Source organism: Rhizobium sp. C1 (assembly GCF_021026335.1).
GTDB lineage: Bacteria > Pseudomonadota > Alphaproteobacteria > Rhizobiales > Rhizobiaceae > Ensifer_A.
Map to the genome: position 1 here is coordinate 657891 of NZ_JAJNCY010000001.1, position 19651 is coordinate 677541.

Consider the following 19651-nt stretch of genomic DNA (forward strand, 5'->3'; position numbering starts at 1 on the left):
GCCGCCGAGCTATTCGCAGCCCATCGGGGGAGTCGTTTCGGTTGATGTGTCAGATCCACCGCCGCCCGCGCCCCCTGACAGAATGTCCCGCACGTTACGAAACATCACATCAGGCTCTCCTCCCGCCTGAACCAGTCGTCGCTGGCTCATCCGGTGACGGGAGAACCACAGGATAAGCGCGGAGAAGAGTGCGGGGAAATTGAGGGATGAATTTTTTCTGCGGCAGATCCCACGAACTTCGTCATGCCGGACTTGATCCGGCATCCAGCGCGCGATGTCCATCGCGCGGCAGACTCGTTCTTTGCCGCGGCGCGTGTCGAGAGTCGTTTCAGCCCGCAGACGCGGGCTGGCTGGATACCGGCTCAAGGCCGGTATGACGGAAGGAGAGGGCGCGTCGCCCTGATGGCTCAAGCCACGCCCGCAGCCAGCGCACGTGCCGTGCCTTCCGGATTGATGGCGATGACCTTGAGATAGGCACGGGTGGGTTGGTCGGGTTCGGTGCGGCCCTGTTCCCAGTCGCGCAAGGTGCCGAGCGGAATGCGATAGCGCGCTGCGAACTCTTCCTGTGTCAGGCCCAGCGCACGTCGTATGACCCGGACTTGCGGCATGCGGCGCGACGGCGCCAACTGCTCAGCGCTGGCCGGCGGATTGTCGGGATCGGCAAGCGCATTGGCTTCTGCCTCGGCGTCGGTGAGGGCGTCGAAGGCTGTCCAGTCGGATTGGGCGGTCTTACCATTGTCCATTTTCATACTCGCGCCGCTCGATGGGCGTGGCTTTTCGGGCGGAGATTAGGCGGATCTTGTTCTCGCCGCGCTCCGTATAGATGATCGTCAGAACGCGTCCGTGGCCAAATCCGACGATCCTGCGACGTGCTTCACCGTAGTCCATTGACCGTTCTTCGACATCGATTGCGAACGGATCGTTGAAGACGTCGCAAGCGTTCACGAAGCTGACGCGGTGCTTCGTCAGGTTGGTTGTGGCCTTGTCTGCGGCTTCTGCTAAATATGGGTAAGTCAAGGATTTCGATAAACTCAGATTTCAGATGCTCTGGAGTTTTTCAAATCTCTTTAGAAAATTCATTTCCAAATCGCCAGAATTTTGTCGGCTTTCGATCAGTTTCGATATCTTTCCGATGTCGTCAGAAAATATTCCGGCTTGGAGAAATGAGAGCGCCACATCCTCTTTCGTTATAATCGTTATTTCGTGATTATCTATGCCTCTTGCGTATGGATAAACTGAATCTATCATGCTGTTTATGACCGCCCAGTTTATGGCGCTGTCAATCGCGTTGTGTTCTCCGTAAACCAATTCGGGGTTGCCTGTAATAAGGACATTGTTCCTTGTGCCGTCGCGCGACTTCATTATTTGATATATTGATAGAATTTTTATAATTCTTTGTGATATTTCCGGCGGGAATAGAGGAACGCAATCTTTCAGCCTATCTATTGTATCAAATGAGAAAGGAACGAAGTCGCGTGAGGCTAGCTCTTTGCGAAGAGGGAGCAAATCCATCGAGAAATTTCTGGCTATATTCTGTATTGCAGCTTCGCTGAGTTCCGAGAGGAAGATAGAAAGGATTGCTCGCGCAGCTATTATCTTTTTGGCTTCGCTTTCGGTAAAAATATCGATGGTTGTTTGGTTTTGCTGTCTAATTGCGCGAAGACTAAGCCAGGCGCCAAACAGCGCCAAAAGAGCCGCCCAGATTGTCGCGTATGTCGGCAAGTCTGACTTCTCAATATGAAGGAAGCCAGCAAGAGCCAACGTGTATGCAGTCGCAACGAACATCGCGCCGCAGCCAAATCCATCAGTCCAATCTATTGGATTTTTCAAAATACCTCCACCCCAAAAACCAAATTCCCCGCGGCGAACCCAATCACCGCGGGGAGAGCATAGCGTCAAATTGCGTGTTGGCTAAGCCGGGTTACGACTTATCCACGAGGGCTCAAGAGCACCCGCTCGTCGCCCCGCACGTGTCGCACTTCTCGCACGTGCCATTCCGCACCATCGTGAAGTTCTGGCATTCGGAGCACATGTTGCCCGTGTAGCCCTGCATCATCGACTTCATGCGGCGGTCGGCTTCGATCTTCTTGGCGTCCGACTTGGCGGCGGCGGCATCGGCTGCGGCCTTGTCGGAGAAGAGGGCGGTGACTTCGGGGGTGACGACCTCTTCGGCGATTTCCTCGGCGAATTCGGCGGCGCGTTCCTCGTAGTCACGCTTGAAGCTGGTGGCGGGCTCTTCCGAGGCGACCGCTTCGATCTTGCGGGCGGCCGAGCCGGAGAAGGCCATGATGTTGGACACGCGAGCGGTCGAGGGGGCGGCCGTTGCTGCACCCTTCGGCTCGGAGAGCGGCGCATGGCCGCCCGAGACGAGCGTTGGCTTGTGGCCGCGGGTCCAGCCGGTGGAGATCAGGTTGGTCTTGCCTTCCTGGATGCCCTTGCCGAGCGCGGTGTTGCCAAAGTCGGACGTGTCGACATGGGCAAGGTCGTTGCGGCCGAGATAGGAGACGGCGAGTTCGCGGAAGACGTAGTCGAGGATCGAGGTCGCCGACTTGATCGCGTCATTGCCCTGAACCATGCCGGCCGGCTCGAACTTGGTGAAGGTGAAGGCCTCCACATATTCTTCCAGCGGCACGCCATATTGCAGGCCGAGCGAGATGGCGATGGCGAAGTTGTTCATCATTGCACGGAAGGCAGCGCCTTCCTTGTGCATGTCGATGAAGATCTCGCCGAGACGGCCGTCGCCGAATTCGCCGGTGCGGAGATAGACCTTGTGACCGCCGACGACGGCCTTCTGGGTATAGCCCTGACGGCGGTTCGGCAGCTTTTCGCGGTCGCGGATCACCTTCTCGATGACGCGCTCGACGATCTTTTCGGTGATCGTGACGGCCTGGGCGGCCTGCGGCTGCTGGATCAGGTCCTCCAGCGCATCCTCGTCGCTCTCGTCCTCGATCAGCGAGGCATTGAGCGGCTGGGAGAGCTTGGAGCCATCGCGGTAAAGCGCGTTGGCCTTGAGACCGAGCTTCCAGGAGAGCATGTAGGCTGCGCCGCAATCATCAACGGTTGCCTCGTTCGGCATGTTGATCGTCTTGGAGATCGCGCCCGAGATGAAGGGCTGGGCAGCCGCCATCATGCGGATGTGGCTTTCGACCGAGAGATAACGCTTGCCGATCTTGCCGCAGGGGTTGGCGCAATCGAAGACGGGCAGGTGCTCGTTCTTGAGGAACGGTGCGCCTTCCAGCGTCATCGCGCCGCAGACATGCACGTTCGCCGCTTCGATATCCTTCTTGGAGAAGCCGATATGCTCGAGCAGGTTGAAGCTCATGTCGGAGAGCTGGTCGTCGGTGACCTTCAGCGTGTCCTTCAGGAAGTCGGCGCCGAGCGTCCACTGGTTGAAGACGAACTTGATGTCGAAGGCAGACTTGAGTGCGCCGTTGACGGCCTCGATCTTTTCATCCGTGAAGCCCTTGGCGCGCAGCGTCGAGGGGTTGACGCCGGGGGCCTGGTTCAGGTTGCCATGGCCGACGGCATAGGCGTCGATTTCGGCGATCTGGCTTTCCGAATAGCCGAGCGAGCGCAGCGCTTCCGGAACGGCAGCGTTGATGATCTTGAAGTAGCCGCCGCCGGCGAGCTTCTTGAACTTGACGAGTGCGAAGTCGGGCTCGATGCCGGTCGTGTCGCAATCCATGACGAGGCCGATCGTGCCGGTGGGGGCAATGACCGAGACCTGGGCGTTGCGGTAGCCGTGCTTTTCGCCGAGCTCGAGCGCCTTGTCCCAGGCAGCCGTGGCATGGTTGATCAGGTCCGCATCCGGGCAATCGCCGTGGATGAGGGCGACCGGATTGACCGAGAGGGCTTCATAGCCGGACGTCTCGCCGTGGGCGGCGCGGCGATGGTTGCGGATGACGCGCAGCATGTTGTCGCGGTTCGGCGCATAGCCCGGGAAGGGGCCGAGTTCCGAGGCGATTTCAGCGGACGTCGCATAGGAGACGCCGGTCATGATGGCGGTCAAGGCACCCGCAATGGCGCGGCCTTCGGTCGAGTCATAGGGAATGCCCGACGACATCAGCAGGCCGCCGATATTGGCGTAGCCGAGGCCGAGCGTGCGGTATTCGTAGGAGAGTTCGGCAATACGGCGCGACGGGAACTGCGCCATCATGACCGAGATTTCGAGAACCAGCGTCCAGAGGCGAACGGCATGCTCGTAGGAAGCAATGTCGATCCGCTTCGTGGCGGCGTCCTTGAACTGCATCAGGTTCAGCGATGCGAGGTTGCAGGCCGTGTCGTCGAGGAACATGTATTCCGAGCACGGGTTCGAGGCGCGGATCGAGCCCGCGGCCGGCGAGGTGTGCCAGTCGTTCATCGTCGAGTTGAAATGGATGCCCGGATCGGCAGACGCCCATGCGGCATAGGAGACCTGTTCCCAAAGGGCGCGGGCCTTCAGCGTCTTGACGACCTTGCCGTCCTTGCGGGCGGTCAGGTTCCACTCGCCGTCAGCCTCGACGGCGCGCAGGAAGTCGTCCTTGACCGAGATCGAGTTGTTGGAGTTCTGGCCGGAAACGGTGAGATAGGCTTCCGAATCCCAGTCCGTGTCATAGGTCTTGAACTCAAGATCCTTGTAGCCCTGTTCGGCGAACTGGATGACGCGCTTGATGTAGTTTTCCGGAACGGAGGACTTCTTGGCGGCGCGGATTTCGCGCTTGAGGGCCGGGTTCTCGTTCGGGTCGAAGCAGGCGCCGTTCTCGGCTTCGCAATTGACGCAGGCCTTCATGATCGCCTTGAGGTGCTTGGCGACGATCTTCGAGCCGGTCACAAGGGCCGCAACCTTCTGCTCTTCCTTGACCTTCCAGTTGATATATTCCTCGATATCCGGGTGGTCGATATCGACCACGACCATCTTGGCGGCGCGGCGCGTCGTGCCGCCCGACTTGATGGCGCCGGCTGCGCGGTCGCCGATCTTCAGGAAGGACATGAGGCCGGAGGAACGGCCGCCGCCGGAGAGCTTTTCGCCCGAACCGCGCAGGTTCGAGAAGTTGGAGCCGGTGCCGGAGCCGTACTTGAAGAGACGGGCTTCACGCACCCACAGGTCCATGATGCCGCCTTCGTTGACCAGATCGTCCTCGACGGACTGGATGAAGCAGGCATGCGGCTGCGGATGTTCGTAAGCGGACTTCGACTGCGTCAGCTTGCCGGTGAAGGGGTCGACATAGAAATGGCCCTGGCCGGGGCCGTCGATGCCATAGGCCCAGTGCAGGCCGGTGTTGAACCACTGCGGCGAGTTGGGCGCTACGCGCTGGGTGGCGAGCATGTAGGCAAGCTCGTCGCGGAAGGCGAGGGCATCTTCTTCAGAGGTGAAATACTTGCCCTTCCAGCCCCAATAGGTCCAGGTGCCGGCCAGACGATCGAAGACCTGACGCGCATCGGTCTCCGCGCCATAGCGCTCGCCCTCGGGCAGCGCCTTCAGCGCCTTTTCGTCCGCGACGGAGCGCCACAGCCACGAGGGAACATTGTTTTCCTCGACCTTCTTCAGGCGCGCAGGTACGCCGGCCTTGCGGAAATATTTCTGTGCCAGAACGTCGGTCGCGACCTGGCTGAACTGGGCCGGAACATCGATATCGGCAGCGCGGAAGACGATCGAGCCATCGGGATTGCGGATTTCGCTGGTCGCCTGGCGGAAAGGAATTTCCGCGTAAGCCGACTGGCCTTCCTTGGTGAAACGACGTTCGATGCGCATCCTGTCAGTCCTTTTTCTGCCGCTGCCTGCCGTCCCTAACTGCAGACACAATTTTTCCGTTCCGGCTTCGCACGTGTTCGGCGCGCAGCCAGTTGCTCAGTCCCTGTCAAGCGGGTGAGACTCGTTGGTCCCGACCCTGTATCTTGTGGTGAGGTTGGCTGCAAACGCTAAATATAGTGTTAACAGCTTTTTAAATCCAGACCCCATTTTGTTCGCTGCGGGCTGGCGCAAGACATGGCTTTCCCCCTCGGACCGATGCGGATCATCCGCATTCGGGCCTCTCGAAAGCCCATCTTTTTGTGATTGAACCGACCTCGTGAACTCTTCGATTCCGCCGCCGCCGCAACGTGAGGACCAATAGACTTTGTTTCGTGCGATTCGGTCAAGACCTTGTTCACCATAGTAGGGAGGCCCCTAGATGTTGTGGGTATTGCTGTGGAAACTGTGGATGAAAAAAACCCTTAAGGAAAAACAGGCATTTGCGGAGCGATGCTGCAGGGGCAGGGAGCCCGTCTGCGAGATTTCGGGGGTGTAAACTTGTGCTGCAGAGCACAAAAATCGCAAATTTTTCGAGCCCGGATATTAAAATGCGGATAATGAAAATACGGCCTTGCCTGATGCGGTTGAGCCTCTGGGCGAGCCTCGGACGGTTGTATGGCGGTGACAGGAAACGCGTCGAAGGCGTCGTTTTGCAAGGGAAATTCCGGGTCCGGCCTGCGGTGGCCCAGCCGGCTGTCGCGAGAGCCTACCGGGTCTGGTCGGTCTTTTTTGCCATTTCTCAAGGCATCTGGCTAAAACTTCAGCATTTCTGGTTATTTCCTTGCAGGCCGCCGGCAAAATTCCTAGAAATCGAATGTGTCCTGGTCGAGCCAAACATGGCCGGCAGGGACATGGATCGCATCCGCATCGATCGTCTTTTTGGCGCGGCCTCTGGCCGGAGACGGTCCTTCTAGCGGAAGCGACGTTTCATTGGGGCGAGGACCCCGCCAAGGAGATAACGATGACATTGAAGACTTTGACTGCGACGCTTGTCGCCACGCTGACCTTTGCGCCGCTTGCCCATGCCGACATCACCATCGGCCTCATCGCACCGCTGACCGGCCCGGTCGCCGCCTATGGCGAGCAGGTGAAGAACGGTGCGCAGGTCGCCGTCGACGAGATCAACAAGAAGGGCGGCATCCTTGGCGAGAAGGTCGTGCTCAAGTTCGCCGACGACGGCGGCGAGCCGAAGCAGGGCGTTTCGGCGGCCAACCAGCTGGTGGGTGAGGGTGTGCATTTTGTCGTCGGTCCGGTCACGTCCGGCGTCGCCATCCCCGTTTCCGACGTTCTGGCCGACAATGGCATCGTCATGGTGACGCCGACGGCGACGGCCCCGGATCTCACCAAGCGCGGCCTCAGCAACGTGTTCCGCACCTGCGGTCGCGACGACCAGCAGGCCGAAGTGGCGGCGCAATATGTGCTGACGCATTTCAAGGACAAGCGCATCGCTATCGTCAATGACAAGGGCGCTTATGGCAAGGGGCTGGCGGATGCCTTCAAGGCGACGTTGAACAAGGCCGGCGTCAAGGAAGTGCTGGACGAAGCGATCACGCCCGGCGACAAGGATTTCAGCGCGCTGACGACCCGCATCAAGGCCGATAAGATCGATCTCATCTATTTCGGCGGCTACCACCCGGAGGGCGGCCTTCTGGTGCGCCAGCTGCATGACCTGTCGATCAATGCCCAGCTGATCGGCGGCGACGGCCTGTCGAACACCGAATTCTGGGCGATCGGCACCAAGTCGGCTGCGGGCACACTGTTCACCAATGCGTCGGACGCCACCAAGAGCCCGGATGCGAAGGCCGCGATGGACGCGCTGGCCGCCAAGAACATTCCGGCCGAAGCCTTCACGCTGAATGCCTATGCGGCCGTCGAAGTTCTGAAGGCCGGTATCGAGAAGGCCGGCAAGGCGGATGACGCAGAGGCCGTTTCCAAGGCCCTGCATAGCGGTATGTCCATCCCCACCGCCATTGGCAAGCTCACCTATGGCGAGACGGGCGACCTGACGTCGAAGAGCTTCTCGCTCTACAAGTGGGAAGACGGCAAGATCGTCGCTGCCGAGTAAAAAGACAGAGCGCTTTCGGCGGCTGCGGCTGCTGAGAGCGCTCTCTGATCTTTTGAGCCGATGGCAGGGCGCAAAGGCCGCCTTTAACGGTTTCCGTGTGCTGGGGCTAATACACCCTCTCTCATCTGCTTATTGCACGGCCATGTTGCAGTTCATCTTCGGATCGTCCCACAGCTTCTGCAGATTGCCTGGCAGGCTGCCCCAGGACTTGCCCGCCTCGACGTTGTATTTCTCTTCCATGTAGAGACAGATGTTGCGGTTGCAGTTCTTGTCTTCCCAGGCCTTCTTGTCGCTGGCGCTGGCCGAGCCCCAGGACTGGTAGGGAACGATCGAGAGATCTTCCATCATCGCGCCGCACTCATCGACTTCTTCCGCAAAGGCTGCGGTCGAACCGCTGACGAGGAAGGCGGCGGAAACGGCGAGAAGGCGAATGTCACGACGGCTTATTTTTCTCATGTCTGAAATTCCTTTGAAATACAGGGTTTTATGAATGCACATGGAAAATGCTATTTGGCAAATCTCGCGGACGCAATCCTGGTCTGACCTTGGAAAAAAGTCGTCCCGTAAATATTGTTGTCGATCGCAGGTGCCGCAGGCATACGCGTTTGTTCAAACCATGCGACTTGCGCGTGTCCTGTCCTCTTGACTGCGTGCCAACTTCCCGAAATCAATACCTTCAGTCGGATCGGAATGCGAATGGTCATGGGCGTGGGCCTGACAGACCGGTAGCGAAACGTTGAGGCCGACTTGTCGTGGTCTGGAACAACCGGAAGCCTTCCATGAATTGCACCCTCCGTACGCTATCAAAAATTCTCTTGGGTCTTTCGACTGTTGCGCCTGGGGCCACGGCTTGGTCACAGGATCACCCCGTCAAGAAACCCGTCTGGAATGGGGAACGCACGGCGCTGACGGAGGTGGACAAGCACGGCATCTATCTCTCTTTCGGCACCGTGACCTGCCACAAGCCTGCTTCGGACGGCAAGCCGGACCAGTATGGTCACGGCACCGGACAGATCACGATGGAAAAGGACATTGTGACGACCGCTGCGCACAATTTCATAAATCACTCGACCTGCCAGCCCTACACGGCAGATTGGTCCTGCGCGTTTCAGATGGAAAGCGGTCGTCGTTACGAAATCGACATGGCGGCAAGCCGCTTTGGCACGTCGCTCAGGCCCGAGGATTGGAAAAATCAGAAGCCCGGCCGCTGCAGAACAGAGAAACATGAGTTCGTGAAGAATGACTGGGCGGTCGTCAAGCTGAAGACAGCCGTCAAGGACGCGACGCCATACTCCGTGTCGGCAATCGACCCAGCCTCGTATCGTGGGGGCGCCGCGACCGAGATCGCCGGTTACACTGAGGCCTTTCTCAAGGACGGGAAGCCAACACCGACCAAGGAGAGATGTCACCTGGTGGGGAAGAGCCCTGTCGGAGGCACGCCTGCTCTGCCTCTTGTCCTTTCAAGTTGCAGCGGCGGACCCGGAACATCCGGATCCGGCCTTTTCATGGGAGGCGAGGATGCAGACCCGGTATCGTCGAAACTGGTCGCGATATATCATGGTCCGTTGCTCGGCCATGGCAAGCAACACGCCCTCTATGTGCCCGTTGCCGGTGACTTTCTGAAGCAGCTGAAAGAGGTTGCCTCCAAACATGAGAGCGCTGTGCGCCCTTAAGGGTGCACAGCGCTCTCATTCTTTGAAACTTCAAATCTTGCCTTGCGAAAACCGGCTTCGATCTTCGCGCCTTGATCGATCAGCCCTTGTGGCCCTTTGCGATCGGCTCCTGATAGGTGAAGCCCATGTCCCAGGGGAAGTAGATCCAGGTGTCCTGGCTGACTTCGGTGACGAAGGTGTCGATGGTCGGGACGCCCTTCGGCTTGGCGTAGACGCAGGCAAAATGAGCCTTCGGCAGCATGGCGCGCACTTCCAGCGCGGTCTTGCCGGTGTCGGTCAGGTCGTCCACCACCAGAACGCCGGCGCCGTCTTCCGTCAGGAGGTCGCTGGCAATGCCCTTGAGCAGGTTCATATCCCCCTGGTTCACGTAGTCGTGGTAGGAGGCGATGCAGACCGTGTCGATGAGGCGGATGTTGAGTTCGCGCGAGATGATGGCCGCCGGCACGAGGCCGCCCCGGGTGATGCAGACGATGGCGCGGAACTCCTGCCCCAGACCCGCCAGACGCCAGGCGAGCGCGCGGGCGTCGCGGTGAAACTGGTCCCAGGAGACGGGAAAGGCTTTTTCGGGCAGGGACATCAGCAATCTCCAATCAGCAAGGCGCTGGGCAATGGTGGGCCAAAACAAAATGCCACGCCCCGGAGAACGGGGCGTGGCATTTTCTCTAACCGGAAAATTCCCGATTTTGCAACGGGTCCGCAAACCCGCGCTGTGGGCAAATGTCAGCGCGACATCAGCGTCAGCGTCGTCATGGAGCCGAGGAGTGTCTTGGTTGCGCCGCCGAAGATGCGCTCGCGGATGCGCGAGTGGGTGTAGGCGCCCATGACGAGCAGGTCGGCAGAGAAGTCAGAGGCGCGGTTTTCAATGACCGCGCCGATCGGCTTGCCACCCGATTCGACATTGTTGGCATTGACCTTTATTCCATGGCGAGCGAGCGTCACGCCGAGTTCCGAGCCGGCGAAATCAGATGACTGGTTCATGTCGTTGCGCGCATCGACCGAGAAGATCTCGACCTCCTTGGCGCCCAGCAGGAACGGCATGGCATCGAAGACGGCGCGGGCGGCCTCGCGCGAGCCATTCCACGCGATCAGCACGCGTTCGATCGGCTTGGGTGCGGTCTGGATATAGGGAACCATGATGACCGGGCGGCCGCATTCGAAGATCAGCACTTCGATATCGGCGCGCTGGGCCGAGGTGGTCTTTTCGTCGAATTGCGCGCACAGCACCAGATCGGCGCTACGGGCGCTGTCAACCACGCCGGCCGACGAATAGCCGCCGGCGCCGCGGAACTTGCGCCATTCATGCGAGACGCCTTCGCGTTCGGTGATCGCGAGGAACTTGGCCTGGATGGTGGCCGCGCGCTGTTCGGCGGCTTCCTGCAGCGCCATGATGGCGGCGGGGTCGGGAATTTCCATGGGCGCGTAGATGAAGACCTGCTCCGGCGCTTCGGCATACACGGCGATCAGATGCGCATCATGTTTGTTTGCCAGCGCCACGCCCGTCTCGATGACGCTGTCAGCAGCTTCGGGGGAATTGAGAACGGCAAGTATGGTCTTGATCGACATGGTGTGCCTCCTGATCCTTTGACAAATTGCCAGCCGGCGATAGATGCTTTCTATAAGCGCGCGAGATACCTCGCCGGTTCCATGGAGGTAGCTTCGCGCGTCGCAGGCGCCTGCGCTTTGACCTTGGTCAAGCCGAGGGGCAAGTTGGGGATCAAGTGGGGAAGTGGGGCAGGTGGCCGTTCTTCAGGCCTTTGCCGCCTCGCGCGCCTTGCGGATCGCATTGAGCATGGCTTCGACATCCAAAACGGCCGCCTGGAGCACGGCCTCATCGCGCGCCCTGACGACGATCTCGGTATAGAAGCCGTTTCCGTCAAATTTAGGGTAGGAGCCGATGGAGGTTTCCGGGTGGTTCTTCTGTAACTCGGCGAGCGGCTTGCCGATCTCGCCCTCGCCAAAGGGGGAGACGACGGTGCGGCTCATCACCGGCACGCCCGTCGGCAGCTGCGGCAACAACCAGCCGAGCATGGCCTGGAACACGGCGGGAACGCCGGCCATGACATGGACATTTTCCACGATGAAGCCCGGCGCGGTGGAGACCGCGTTTTCGATATGGCGCGCACCCGCAGGCATGCGCGCCATGCGCTGGCGGGCCTCGTTGAATTCGAGCCCGCGGCGTTCATACATTGCGCCCAGCAGGCGCATGGCATCCGGATCGTGCAGGCAGGGCAGGCCAAAGGCGGCTGACATTGCATCCGCCGTGATGTCGTCATGCGTCGGGCCGATTCCGCCGGAGGTGAAGACGAGATCATATTTCGAGCGCAGCGCGTTGACCGCCGCGACAATGGCGTCCTGATCATCGGAGACGATGCGCACTTCCTTCAGATCGATGCCCGCTATCGTCAAATTTTCGGCGAGATAGCCGATATTCTTGTCCTTGGTGCGGCCCGAGAGGAGTTCGTCGCCAATGGCGAGCATGGCGGCGGTCACGATCTTATGCTGGGTCAAGGTCTTTCTCCGGGCGGGACTTGCGTTCCAGAAAATGGGACTGTCTCCGGCGCATTGCAAGGAGATTTTGCAGTGCGATATGTGACGCAGCGGTGAAATTTCAACGCATTTCTGTGAACACTGCGTTTCAACCGGGCCGGTTTTATTGAACAACGCAACCGACTATTGTCCCGGCATCGTCTTGATCGGTTGTTCCCACGAAAGGATACCACGATGGCAAAAGTTCTCGTTCTCTACTATTCCGCCTATGGCCATATCGAAACCATGGCTTACGCCGTTGCCGAAGGCGCAAAGTCTGCCGGCGCTGAAGTGACCGTCAAGCGCGTTCCGGAACTCGTCTCGGAAGAAGTCGCCAAGGCGTCCTATTACAAGCTCGATCAGGCTGCCCCGATCGCAACCGTTGAAGAACTCGCCGAATACGACGCCATCATCGTCGGTGCCGGTACGCGTTACGGCACGGTTGCATCGCAGATGCGCAACTTCTGGGACCAGACCGGCGGCCTGTGGTTCAACGGCAAGCTCGTAGGCAAGGTCGGCTCCATGTTTACCTCGACCGCTACGCAGCACGGCGGCCAGGAAACCACCATCATGGGCTTCATCCCGACCTTCCTGCACCACGGCATGGTTGTCGTCGGCCTGCCTTACGCCTTCCAGGGCCAGATGGGCACGGAAGAAGTCAAGGGCGGCTCGCCCTACGGCGCTACCACGATCACCAACGGCGACGGCTCGCGTCAGCCTTCGGAAATCGAACTCGAAGGCGCACGCTTCCAGGGCGCGCATGTTGCCAAGATCGCAGCCAAGCAGTCTGCCTGATTGTTTTCAGACGTATCTGATTGAAGAACGCGCGTCCGGAAGGGCGCGCGTTTTTCGTTGGGTTGAGCGGCCAGTTGGGGCAGGGGCTTTCTGCTTCGGCGGCTGCCTCAGCCGTTGCATTTCTGCGCGAGAGATTTTGCCTGAACGCGCTCCAGATCACTCATCGTCGCGGGATCCGTTTTTGCCAGTTCAGCGCACTGCGCCTGCAGGCCTTCCGTCCGGCCCTTGGTGTAGAAGGTGTAGCCGACAAAGCCTGCGCCCAGCGTTGCCACGATCACGCAACAGGCCGCAATCACGATGAGAAACTTCATGGACTTACCTTTCCTTCTCGCCGCTTCCCGCAAAACGGGCGGTTGCTGCCACAATCGGCGAATGCCGGAACCCGAGCGGCTCGCCTGATTCATGTCGAAGGGCGCGAGTGTCTGGTGCGGGCGACGGGGGTCGAACCCGTACAGCCAAGGCCGAGGGATTTTAAGTCCCTTGCGTCTACCAGTTTCGCCACGCCCGCAACCTTCCTTTCCGCCTAGCCGAGCTTGCGGCCGCAATCAAGGCCGCTTGCCGGAGGAAATGCCGAAGTCACGCCAGAAATCTGCGCAAGGCATATGTCTGACCGGCGTCCCAACGGGAGACCGCCCAAGGCACTTGCCGGTTACGCGCCCTGCAAAGCCTGCGTTCCGGAGGCGAAAATGGGGTGGCCTAAGGCGCGGCGGTATGCCATAGCCATGGGCATTCAGGCATAGGGCAAAGAGGCCGATCTTGGACAGGCAGAGTATTGAAGATGCGCTGAGCGCCATGCGCGGGCTTTTCCCGGAAACGCCGCTGCAGCTCAATGATCATTTGAGCGCACACTATGGCGCCGAAATCTGGCTGAAGCGCGAGGATTTGTCGCCGGTGCGCTCCTACAAGATCCGCGGCGCGTTCAATTTTCTCAGGAAAGCGATCGGCGAGGGAGGGACGGTGCAGACCTTCGTCTGCGCGTCTGCCGGCAATCACGCGCAGGGCTTTGCCTATGTCTGCCGGCATTTTGGCGTACGCGGCACGGTGTTCATGCCTGTGACGACGCCGCAGCAGAAGATCGAGAAGACGCGCATGTTCGGCGCCGGCTTCATCGAGATCAAGCTCTTCGGTGACTTCTTCGACCAGTGCTACAAGGCCGCCCGCGACCATGCAGAAGCAACCGGCGCCATCATGGTGCCGCCCTTCGATCATCCCGATATCATTGAAGGTCAGGCGACCGTTGCGGCAGAAATCCTGGCGCAGCTGCCAGATGGCAGCGTGCCCGATCTGGTCGTCATTCCTGTCGGCGGCGGTGGATTGTCGTCCGGCGTGAGCGGATATCTTGAGGGCACCGTGCCCAGGGATGGATTTCTCTTCTGCGAGCCGGAGGGCGCGCCGAGCCTCAAGCGAGCACTGAGCGAAGGCGGGCCGGTGACGCTTGCCAAGGTCGACAATTTCGTCGACGGAGCCGCCGTGGCGCGGATCGGCGATCTGAATTATTCGGCTCTTTCGGCCTTCTCGTCCGACCAGGTCATGACGATTGCCGAGAATGCCATCTGTGTGTCGATGATCGAGATGCTGAACATAGAGGGCGTGGTGCTGGAGCCGGCAGGCGCGCTGTCGATTGCCGCACTGGCTCAGCTGCCAGCGGAGCGGCTGAAGGGCAGGCGGATCGTCGCCATCGTCTCCGGCGGCAATTTCGACTTCGAGCGGCTGCCTGACGTGAAAGAGCGCGCCATGCGCCATTCCGGTCTCAAGAAATATTTCATCCTGCGGCTTGCCCAGCGCCCGGGCGCGCTGAAGGACTTCCTGAACCTTCTGGGCCCGGAAGACGATATTGCTCGTTTCGAATATCTAAAGAAATCGGCGCGGAATTTCGGCTCGATCCTGATTGGCATAGAGACCGCAACGCCCGAGAATTTCGGGCGTTTGACTGACGCTTTCGAGGCTGCCGGTCTCGGATATGAGGACATCACCGAAAACGAAATTCTATCCAGCTTGATTATCTGAATATATGATAATCAAAATATTTCCTTATAGAATCTCGAGAACCCGTTCCTTGGGGCGACCGAGCCTTATGCCGTTTTCGGATATGACGATGGGGCGCTCGATGAGGATCGGGTTCGCCAACATGGCGTCGAGAAGATCGTTGTCCGACAGCGACGGGTCGTCCAGGTTCAGCTCCTTGTAAAGCGCTTCCTTGCGGCGCATCAGCTCCCGAGGGTTCATCTCAAGTGCCACCAGCATGCGGACAAGCTCGGCGCGTTCCGGCGGATGCTTGAGATATTCGACGATTGCCGGATCGTGACCGGCCGTGCGGATCATGTCGAGAACCGCGCGGGAGGTCGAGCAGCGGGGATTGTGCAGGATGGTGACGTTCAAGATGCGCTCTGGGTCATGCGTTGCCGATGCCGGACGCTAAAGCCTGTTGCGTGAAAAACGATGGAACGCAACAGGCTTTAAGTCTTTGTTTTTGAGCATGTCGTTATCGCAAAAGCGCAGCACACTTTTGCGCGACATGCCTGTGTCAGGCATCCGTATCATAGCCGGTCTGGCCGGCATCGATGAGCGCTTTCAGCGTTTTCAGGCCGTTTTCAACATCTTTCCTGTCCTGCGGCGAGGAGTAACTGATGCGCACCGCATGATGGACCTTGTCCGAGCGGGCGGGTTTAAACTCGTCCTCGTCGTCGATGAGGATGCCGCGGTCGAAGGCGGCCTGCTTGTAGGTGCCGGCGTGCCAGGGTTCGGGCAGGCGCAGCCAGAAGAACGGCGCGCCGCGCTGGTGGCTGATGTCGAGATCGCCGAAGATCGCCTCCACCGTCTCCTCGCGTGTCCGGCATTCGGCCAGAACCTGCCGGCGGATCGTGCTGGCGGTGCCGGATAGGACCAGCGAGGCGCAGAGTTCGAAAAGTACGAAAGGAATGCCACCGGTCGTCAGCTTGTGCGTGATGTTGACGCGGGCGGCGAAATGCGGCGGGCATGCCACCCAGCCGCCGCGCACGCCGGCTGCCACAGACTTCGAGAGGCCACCGATGTGGAAGGTCTTGTCGGGCGCGAGTTCGGCCAGAAAGGGCAGGCCGTCCTCGGTCATCGCGCCATAGAGATTGTCCTCGATCAGCCAGACGTTGTGCGTCCGCGCGATCTCCGCTATCGCCTTGCGCCGCTCGACGGAGAGCGTCACGGCTGTCGGGTTTTGCGCCGACGGCATCAGGAAAATCGCCTTCGGGTGCTTCTGGGCGCAGACCCGCTCCAGATCGTCCGGCAGGATGCCGCCCTCGTCGGAGGCGACGGTGACAATGCGCCGGCCCGTCATGGCGGCGGCGCGTGAGACCTGCGCATAGGTCAGCTCTTCGAAGGCGATATAGTCGCCGGGCTGCGAGATGGCATGGATCACCGACATGATGCCAGCATGGGCGCCGAGCACGGGGACAATGCAGTCAAGAGACGGTTGCCATGAGGCGTTGGAAAGCCACTTTCGCCCAGCCTCCTTCCAGCGATCCGGAACGATGCGGGTGTAGCTGGAAATCTCGTCGCGATAGTCGCGAACGGTGCGCGTCAGGAATGTCTCGATCGGGCCGGATTGTCCCACATCGGGGGCCGCCGTTGTGTCAAAGCGCAGCTTTCCGGCAGGGGGCACGGGCAGGCGGGTGCCGGAAAAGGCGCTGACGATGCGGTCGCGCCCGTCATTGGCGGGCTCCTCCTGCTGCGGCAGGACATAGGTGCCGCGTCCCACCTCGCCGGAGACAAGACCCCGCTCGCGCACCAGCGCATAGGCCCGGCCGATTGTACCGATTGTCACCTTGATGTCGTAGGCCAGGTCGCGCTGGGGCGGAAGCTTCGCACCGGGCGGCAAGATGCCTGCTGCGATGTCCGCCTCGATCTGATCGGCCAGGCGGACATATAGCGGGCCCGAACCTTCCTGCAGGGATGGAAGCCAATTTGTCATGGTGACAATTATCCGTATTGAAGCAATCTGAGAGTCAATCGATAAGGCATCATAGTCGAGTTTCAGCGAAAGGCAAGAAAGGTCCGCGGGAAGGGTGACAATGATGAAGACGATGGAGACAATGATGGAAAGTGTATCGCTCAAACGGGCTCCGGTCGCGACGGTGACATTCGGCGTCCGCGTCGCGACAGTCCTTGCCGCACTCCGCTGGGCCTTCATCCTCAATCGCTCGCGCATGGACCTTTCGGAGCTCACCGACGAGCAGCTGGCGGATATCGGCATCAGCCGGTATGAGGCGGAGCGGGAGTGCCGGAAGGTGGGATTGTTTTGAGGTCTGATCGGCCGCCTTGCACCCTTGGGAAGGCTGGATTTCTTTCCTAGCTAAGCCATGCGGCTAGCTTTGATTTGCGGGAAAAGAGGTCCTGCGCGGCGCTGACCGTCGTCCTCGGGCCTGTCCCGAGGATCTGCTACGCAGACTCCAGATGCCTCTTGAATGGCTCGTCTTGCGCTGCGCGCGTCGGCCTCAGAGCTTATTTTGAACCGCACCATACCCGGTTTCTTCAGCAGCTTCTCGGGACAGGCCCGAGAAGGACGGCTCTGGGCGGACCTTGGTGCAAGACGTTCATCACCCTCGCTGACCGCACGAGACGATGGTGTTCTTCCTTGCCTTCACCTCCCGCCTGTGTCATCCCAATTCCGTCAGGTGCCCGCCGAGGCGGGAGAATCGGGAAGCCGGTCAAAATCCGGCGCGTGCCCAACGCTGTGAGAGGGGACGCTGGTCGCATATCAAGAGCCGCACTTTCGGGCGGTCTCAGGCCACTGGAGCAATTCGGGAAGGCCAAGGCGATCGGCGGATGATCCTCAAGCCAGAAGACCGGCCTGGCGAGATAGCCTCAGCCCGCGCGGACGGCGGGCGGGTTTCGCGTTGCGGGGATTTGCGATGGCGGAGCTTGATCATGCGGCGGCGCGCGATGCGCTGGCCGAGGCGGGAGCCTTTTCATCCGGAGACCGTGCGGCGGTATACCGCGCCATCGAGACGCGGCGCGATGTGCGCAGTCAGTTTCTGTCGGCCCCCTTGCCTGACGATCTGATCCAGCGGTTGTTGAAGGCGGCGCATAGCGCGCCCTCCGTCGGCTTCATGCAGCCGTGGAATTTCATCCTGGTGAAACGCGAAGAGACTCGCGCCCGCGTTGCGCAGGCCTTTGCGCGCGCCAACGCGGAAGCTGCGGCGATGTTTCAGGACGAGCGGCAGGCGGCCTATTTGCGGCTGAAGCTGGAAGGCATCCGCCAGGCCCCGCTTTCGATCTGCGTTACCTGCGATCCGACACGCGGCGGCAAGGTGATCCTCGGGCGCACACATAACCTCAAGATGGATGCCTATTCCACCGTTTGCGCGGTGCAGAATCTCTGGCTCGCCGCGCGCGCAGAAGGCGTCGGCGTCGGCTGGGTCAGCATTTTCCATGAAGACGAGGTGAAGGCAATCCTCGGCATCCCGGCGCATGTGCAGATCATCGCGTGGCTTTGCATCGGCTATGTCGACCAGCTCTACACGGAACCGGAACTGGCGCTGAAAGGCTGGCGGCAACGCCTGCCGCTGGAGGATCTGGTCTTCGAGGAGGGCTGGCAGGGCGACACGGCGCCTTGCGGTTGACCGATCAATTCTCCGGTCCGTCCTTCGGATGACGCAGATCGATGGCGGTGTCCTTCCCGGGCAGGAATTGGGGGCCGACCTTGCGGACATTGGACTTCGAGGGATCATAGGGCAGGGCAGGACCGGGTTCCGGGGGCTTTGCAGCTGCCGCGGGATTTTTCGGGGCCGGCTTGGCGGCGGGAGCAGGCGGCAGTGCCGGTTTCGTGTCGAGATTGAGGATCGAGGAGTAGGGCTGTTGCGGTGCCGTCTCCGTCGAGGAATGGTCTTGCGCCGGCGCGTCGGCACCGTTGGGTTTCGCTGCCTCTCGCTTCATCATCTCGCGGTAATAGGCGGAGAAGTTGCAGCTGCAGGATTTGTCTGGCTTGCGCGCCGTGCTGCGGAACTTGAAGGCATAGGGTTCCTGCCTGTAGGGCATGCCTCCATTGGCGGAGACCATCTCCGACATCTCCTGGGTTCCGACGCCGTGATAGAAGAGTTCTGTCTCGACGCCCGGGCACATCATCGAGCAGACCTGCGCATCGCGCTCGAAGCTTGCCGGGCTCGTGTTGGTGGAGATGGGGAAGAATCCGCCGTCGCAGGTGCGGACGCAGACCGTCTGCAGACTGCCGACCCGGTCGCTGCCAGCGAAATTCGGGATGCCCGGCTGCCGCTGGGGCTGACGCAGTTGCAGGTCATGCCGCTGCGCTTCGAGATCGTAGCTTGCCGCCTCGCTCGGAGTTGTCTTGCGTGCCATGCGCGGTGTGTCCGGCACATCGTTGCAGCCGTTGCGTTCCAAGGCATCCAGAAGCTCTGCACGTCGCGCCGGGCTCATGGAGTGCGTGACGAGCGGAATGTCATGGTTCTGTAACTCGGCAAGATTGTCATACATCCGGTCCAGCGTGCCGCTGAGGCGGTCGCAGGCTTCGGCATTCTCGCCGCCATACACCAGGACGCTGCCGGACGAGCAGCCGAAGCGGCGCAGATCGCGCTGCACCGCGTCGATTTCATCCTGCTGGCGGGAGATGGCTTGCTGATAGACCCGGGTTTCGCGGGTGTTGCCGATGGTTTCCGTGTCCGAATTCAGTTCCATGCGGATCGAACCGCAAATGGAGGTCGCGCCCGCGCTGCCGGCCAGGGAAAGGGCGGCCAGCAGGACAAGCGCTTCCGCACGGCGTCGCGCGACATGTCTGACGGCGAATTTCGGACTAAGTCTTGTGGACCAAACCAAGTCGACGGCTCCTGTCGGTCA

19 protein-coding genes, 1 tRNA gene and 1 riboswitch are annotated in these 19651 nt (G+C 60.4%); of the genes, 7 read left to right on the forward strand and 13 right to left on the reverse strand.

The features are described from left to right. Positions 1-407: 407 nt before the first annotated feature. The 4 genes from LQK83_RS03295 to LQK83_RS03310 form a co-directional block, all read right to left on the reverse strand. Positions 408-743 carry a helix-turn-helix domain-containing protein gene (locus LQK83_RS03295; protein WP_442966691.1) on the reverse strand — a complete coding sequence of 112 codons (336 nt, stop codon included), beginning with the start codon at positions 741-743 and terminating at the stop codon, positions 408-410. Beyond that, positions 730-1017, reverse strand: coding sequence for a BrnT family toxin (locus LQK83_RS03300; RefSeq protein WP_269065158.1), 288 nt, complete (start codon positions 1015-1017; stop codon positions 730-732). The genes LQK83_RS03295 and LQK83_RS03300 overlap by 14 nt, the downstream gene beginning before the upstream one ends. 21 nt (positions 1018-1038) lie before the next feature. Beyond that, complete coding sequence (locus LQK83_RS03305) at positions 1039-1830, reverse strand: hypothetical protein (protein ID WP_230835846.1); 792 nt, start codon at positions 1828-1830, stop codon at positions 1039-1041. A gap of 112 nt (positions 1831-1942) precedes the next feature. Then, complete coding sequence (locus LQK83_RS03310; RefSeq protein WP_230835847.1) at positions 1943-5731, reverse strand: vitamin B12-dependent ribonucleotide reductase; 3789 nt, start codon at positions 5729-5731, stop codon at positions 1943-1945. Positions 5732-6270: 539 nt separating this feature from the next. On the opposite strand from LQK83_RS03310, the gene LQK83_RS03315 reads away from it, so the two are divergent. Beyond that, the gene (locus tag LQK83_RS03315; RefSeq protein WP_230835848.1) at positions 6271-6684 is read left to right on the forward strand and encodes a hypothetical protein; all 414 of its coding nucleotides are present in this window, start codon (positions 6271-6273) and stop codon (positions 6682-6684) included. Between the two features lie 47 nt (positions 6685-6731). Beyond that, positions 6732-7835, forward strand: coding sequence for a branched-chain amino acid ABC transporter substrate-binding protein (locus LQK83_RS03320; protein WP_230835849.1), 1104 nt, complete (start codon positions 6732-6734; stop codon positions 7833-7835). Between the two features lie 129 nt (positions 7836-7964). On the opposite strand, the gene LQK83_RS03325 is transcribed toward LQK83_RS03320, so the two are convergent. Further along, entirely contained in the window at positions 7965-8291 is a 327-nt protein-coding gene (locus tag LQK83_RS03325; RefSeq protein ID WP_230835850.1) for a hypothetical protein, read from the reverse strand. A gap of 296 nt (positions 8292-8587) precedes the next feature. On the opposite strand from LQK83_RS03325, the gene LQK83_RS03330 reads away from it, so the two are divergent. Further along, complete coding sequence (locus LQK83_RS03330) at positions 8588-9508, forward strand: hypothetical protein (protein WP_230835851.1); 921 nt, start codon at positions 8588-8590, stop codon at positions 9506-9508. A 79-nt stretch (positions 9509-9587) separates the two neighbouring features. Here LQK83_RS03330 and gpt read toward each other — a convergent pair whose 3' ends face one another. The 3 genes from gpt to LQK83_RS03345 all read right to left on the reverse strand — a co-directional run bounded on the left by gpt (position 9588) and on the right by LQK83_RS03345 (position 12016). After that, on the reverse strand, positions 9588-10085 hold the full coding sequence (gene gpt / locus LQK83_RS03335) for a xanthine phosphoribosyltransferase (RefSeq protein WP_230835852.1): 498 nt from the start codon (positions 10083-10085) through the stop codon (positions 9588-9590). Between the two features lie 143 nt (positions 10086-10228). Continuing rightward, positions 10229-11071: a universal stress protein gene (locus LQK83_RS03340; protein WP_230835853.1), complete on the reverse strand. Its 843-nt coding sequence runs from the start codon at positions 11069-11071 to the stop codon at positions 10229-10231. A gap of 183 nt (positions 11072-11254) precedes the next feature. Next, the gene (locus LQK83_RS03345) at positions 11255-12016 is read right to left on the reverse strand and encodes a competence/damage-inducible protein A (protein ID WP_230835854.1); all 762 of its coding nucleotides are present in this window, start codon (positions 12014-12016) and stop codon (positions 11255-11257) included. Between the two features lie 213 nt (positions 12017-12229). On the opposite strand from LQK83_RS03345, the gene wrbA reads away from it, so the two are divergent. Further along, complete coding sequence (wrbA, locus tag LQK83_RS03350) at positions 12230-12829, forward strand: NAD(P)H:quinone oxidoreductase type IV (protein ID WP_230835855.1); 600 nt, start codon at positions 12230-12232, stop codon at positions 12827-12829. 107 nt (positions 12830-12936) lie between these two features. Here wrbA and LQK83_RS03355 read toward each other — a convergent pair whose 3' ends face one another. After that, entirely contained in the window at positions 12937-13140 is a 204-nt protein-coding gene (locus LQK83_RS03355) for a hypothetical protein (RefSeq protein WP_230835856.1), read from the reverse strand. 112 nt (positions 13141-13252) lie between these two features. Continuing rightward, positions 13253-13337, reverse strand: a tRNA-Leu gene (locus LQK83_RS03360). Positions 13338-13621: 284 nt separating this feature from the next. Between LQK83_RS03360 and ilvA the strand changes: the two genes are divergently transcribed. Then, positions 13622-14836 (forward strand): threonine ammonia-lyase, encoded by a 1215-nt coding sequence (gene ilvA / locus LQK83_RS03365; protein ID WP_230836284.1) that lies wholly within the window; start codon positions 13622-13624, stop codon positions 14834-14836. 24 nt (positions 14837-14860) lie between these two features. Here the strand turns inward: ilvA and arsC are convergent, their stop codons facing one another. Further along, a complete protein-coding gene (arsC, locus tag LQK83_RS03370) occupies positions 14861-15208 on the reverse strand; it encodes an arsenate reductase (glutaredoxin) (RefSeq protein WP_230835857.1) in 348 nt (115 codons plus the stop codon). A 145-nt stretch (positions 15209-15353) separates the two neighbouring features. Then, positions 15354-16772 (reverse strand): aminotransferase-like domain-containing protein, encoded by a 1419-nt coding sequence (locus LQK83_RS03375; protein ID WP_230835858.1) that lies wholly within the window; start codon positions 16770-16772, stop codon positions 15354-15356. A gap of 100 nt (positions 16773-16872) precedes the next feature. On the opposite strand from LQK83_RS03375, the gene LQK83_RS03380 reads away from it, so the two are divergent. Further along, entirely contained in the window at positions 16873-17103 is a 231-nt protein-coding gene (locus LQK83_RS03380) for a DUF1127 domain-containing protein (RefSeq protein WP_230835859.1), read from the forward strand. 353 nt (positions 17104-17456) lie between these two features. Beyond that, positions 17457-17669: riboswitch (cobalamin riboswitch) on the forward strand. Between the two features lie 43 nt (positions 17670-17712). Further along, entirely contained in the window at positions 17713-18423 is a 711-nt protein-coding gene (gene bluB, locus LQK83_RS03385; RefSeq protein ID WP_230835860.1) for a 5,6-dimethylbenzimidazole synthase, read from the forward strand. Between the two features lie 4 nt (positions 18424-18427). Here the strand turns inward: bluB and LQK83_RS03390 are convergent, their stop codons facing one another. Next, positions 18428-19630 (reverse strand): DUF2865 domain-containing protein, encoded by a 1203-nt coding sequence (locus LQK83_RS03390; RefSeq protein ID WP_230835861.1) that lies wholly within the window; start codon positions 19628-19630, stop codon positions 18428-18430. Positions 19631-19651: the final 21 nt, after the last annotated feature.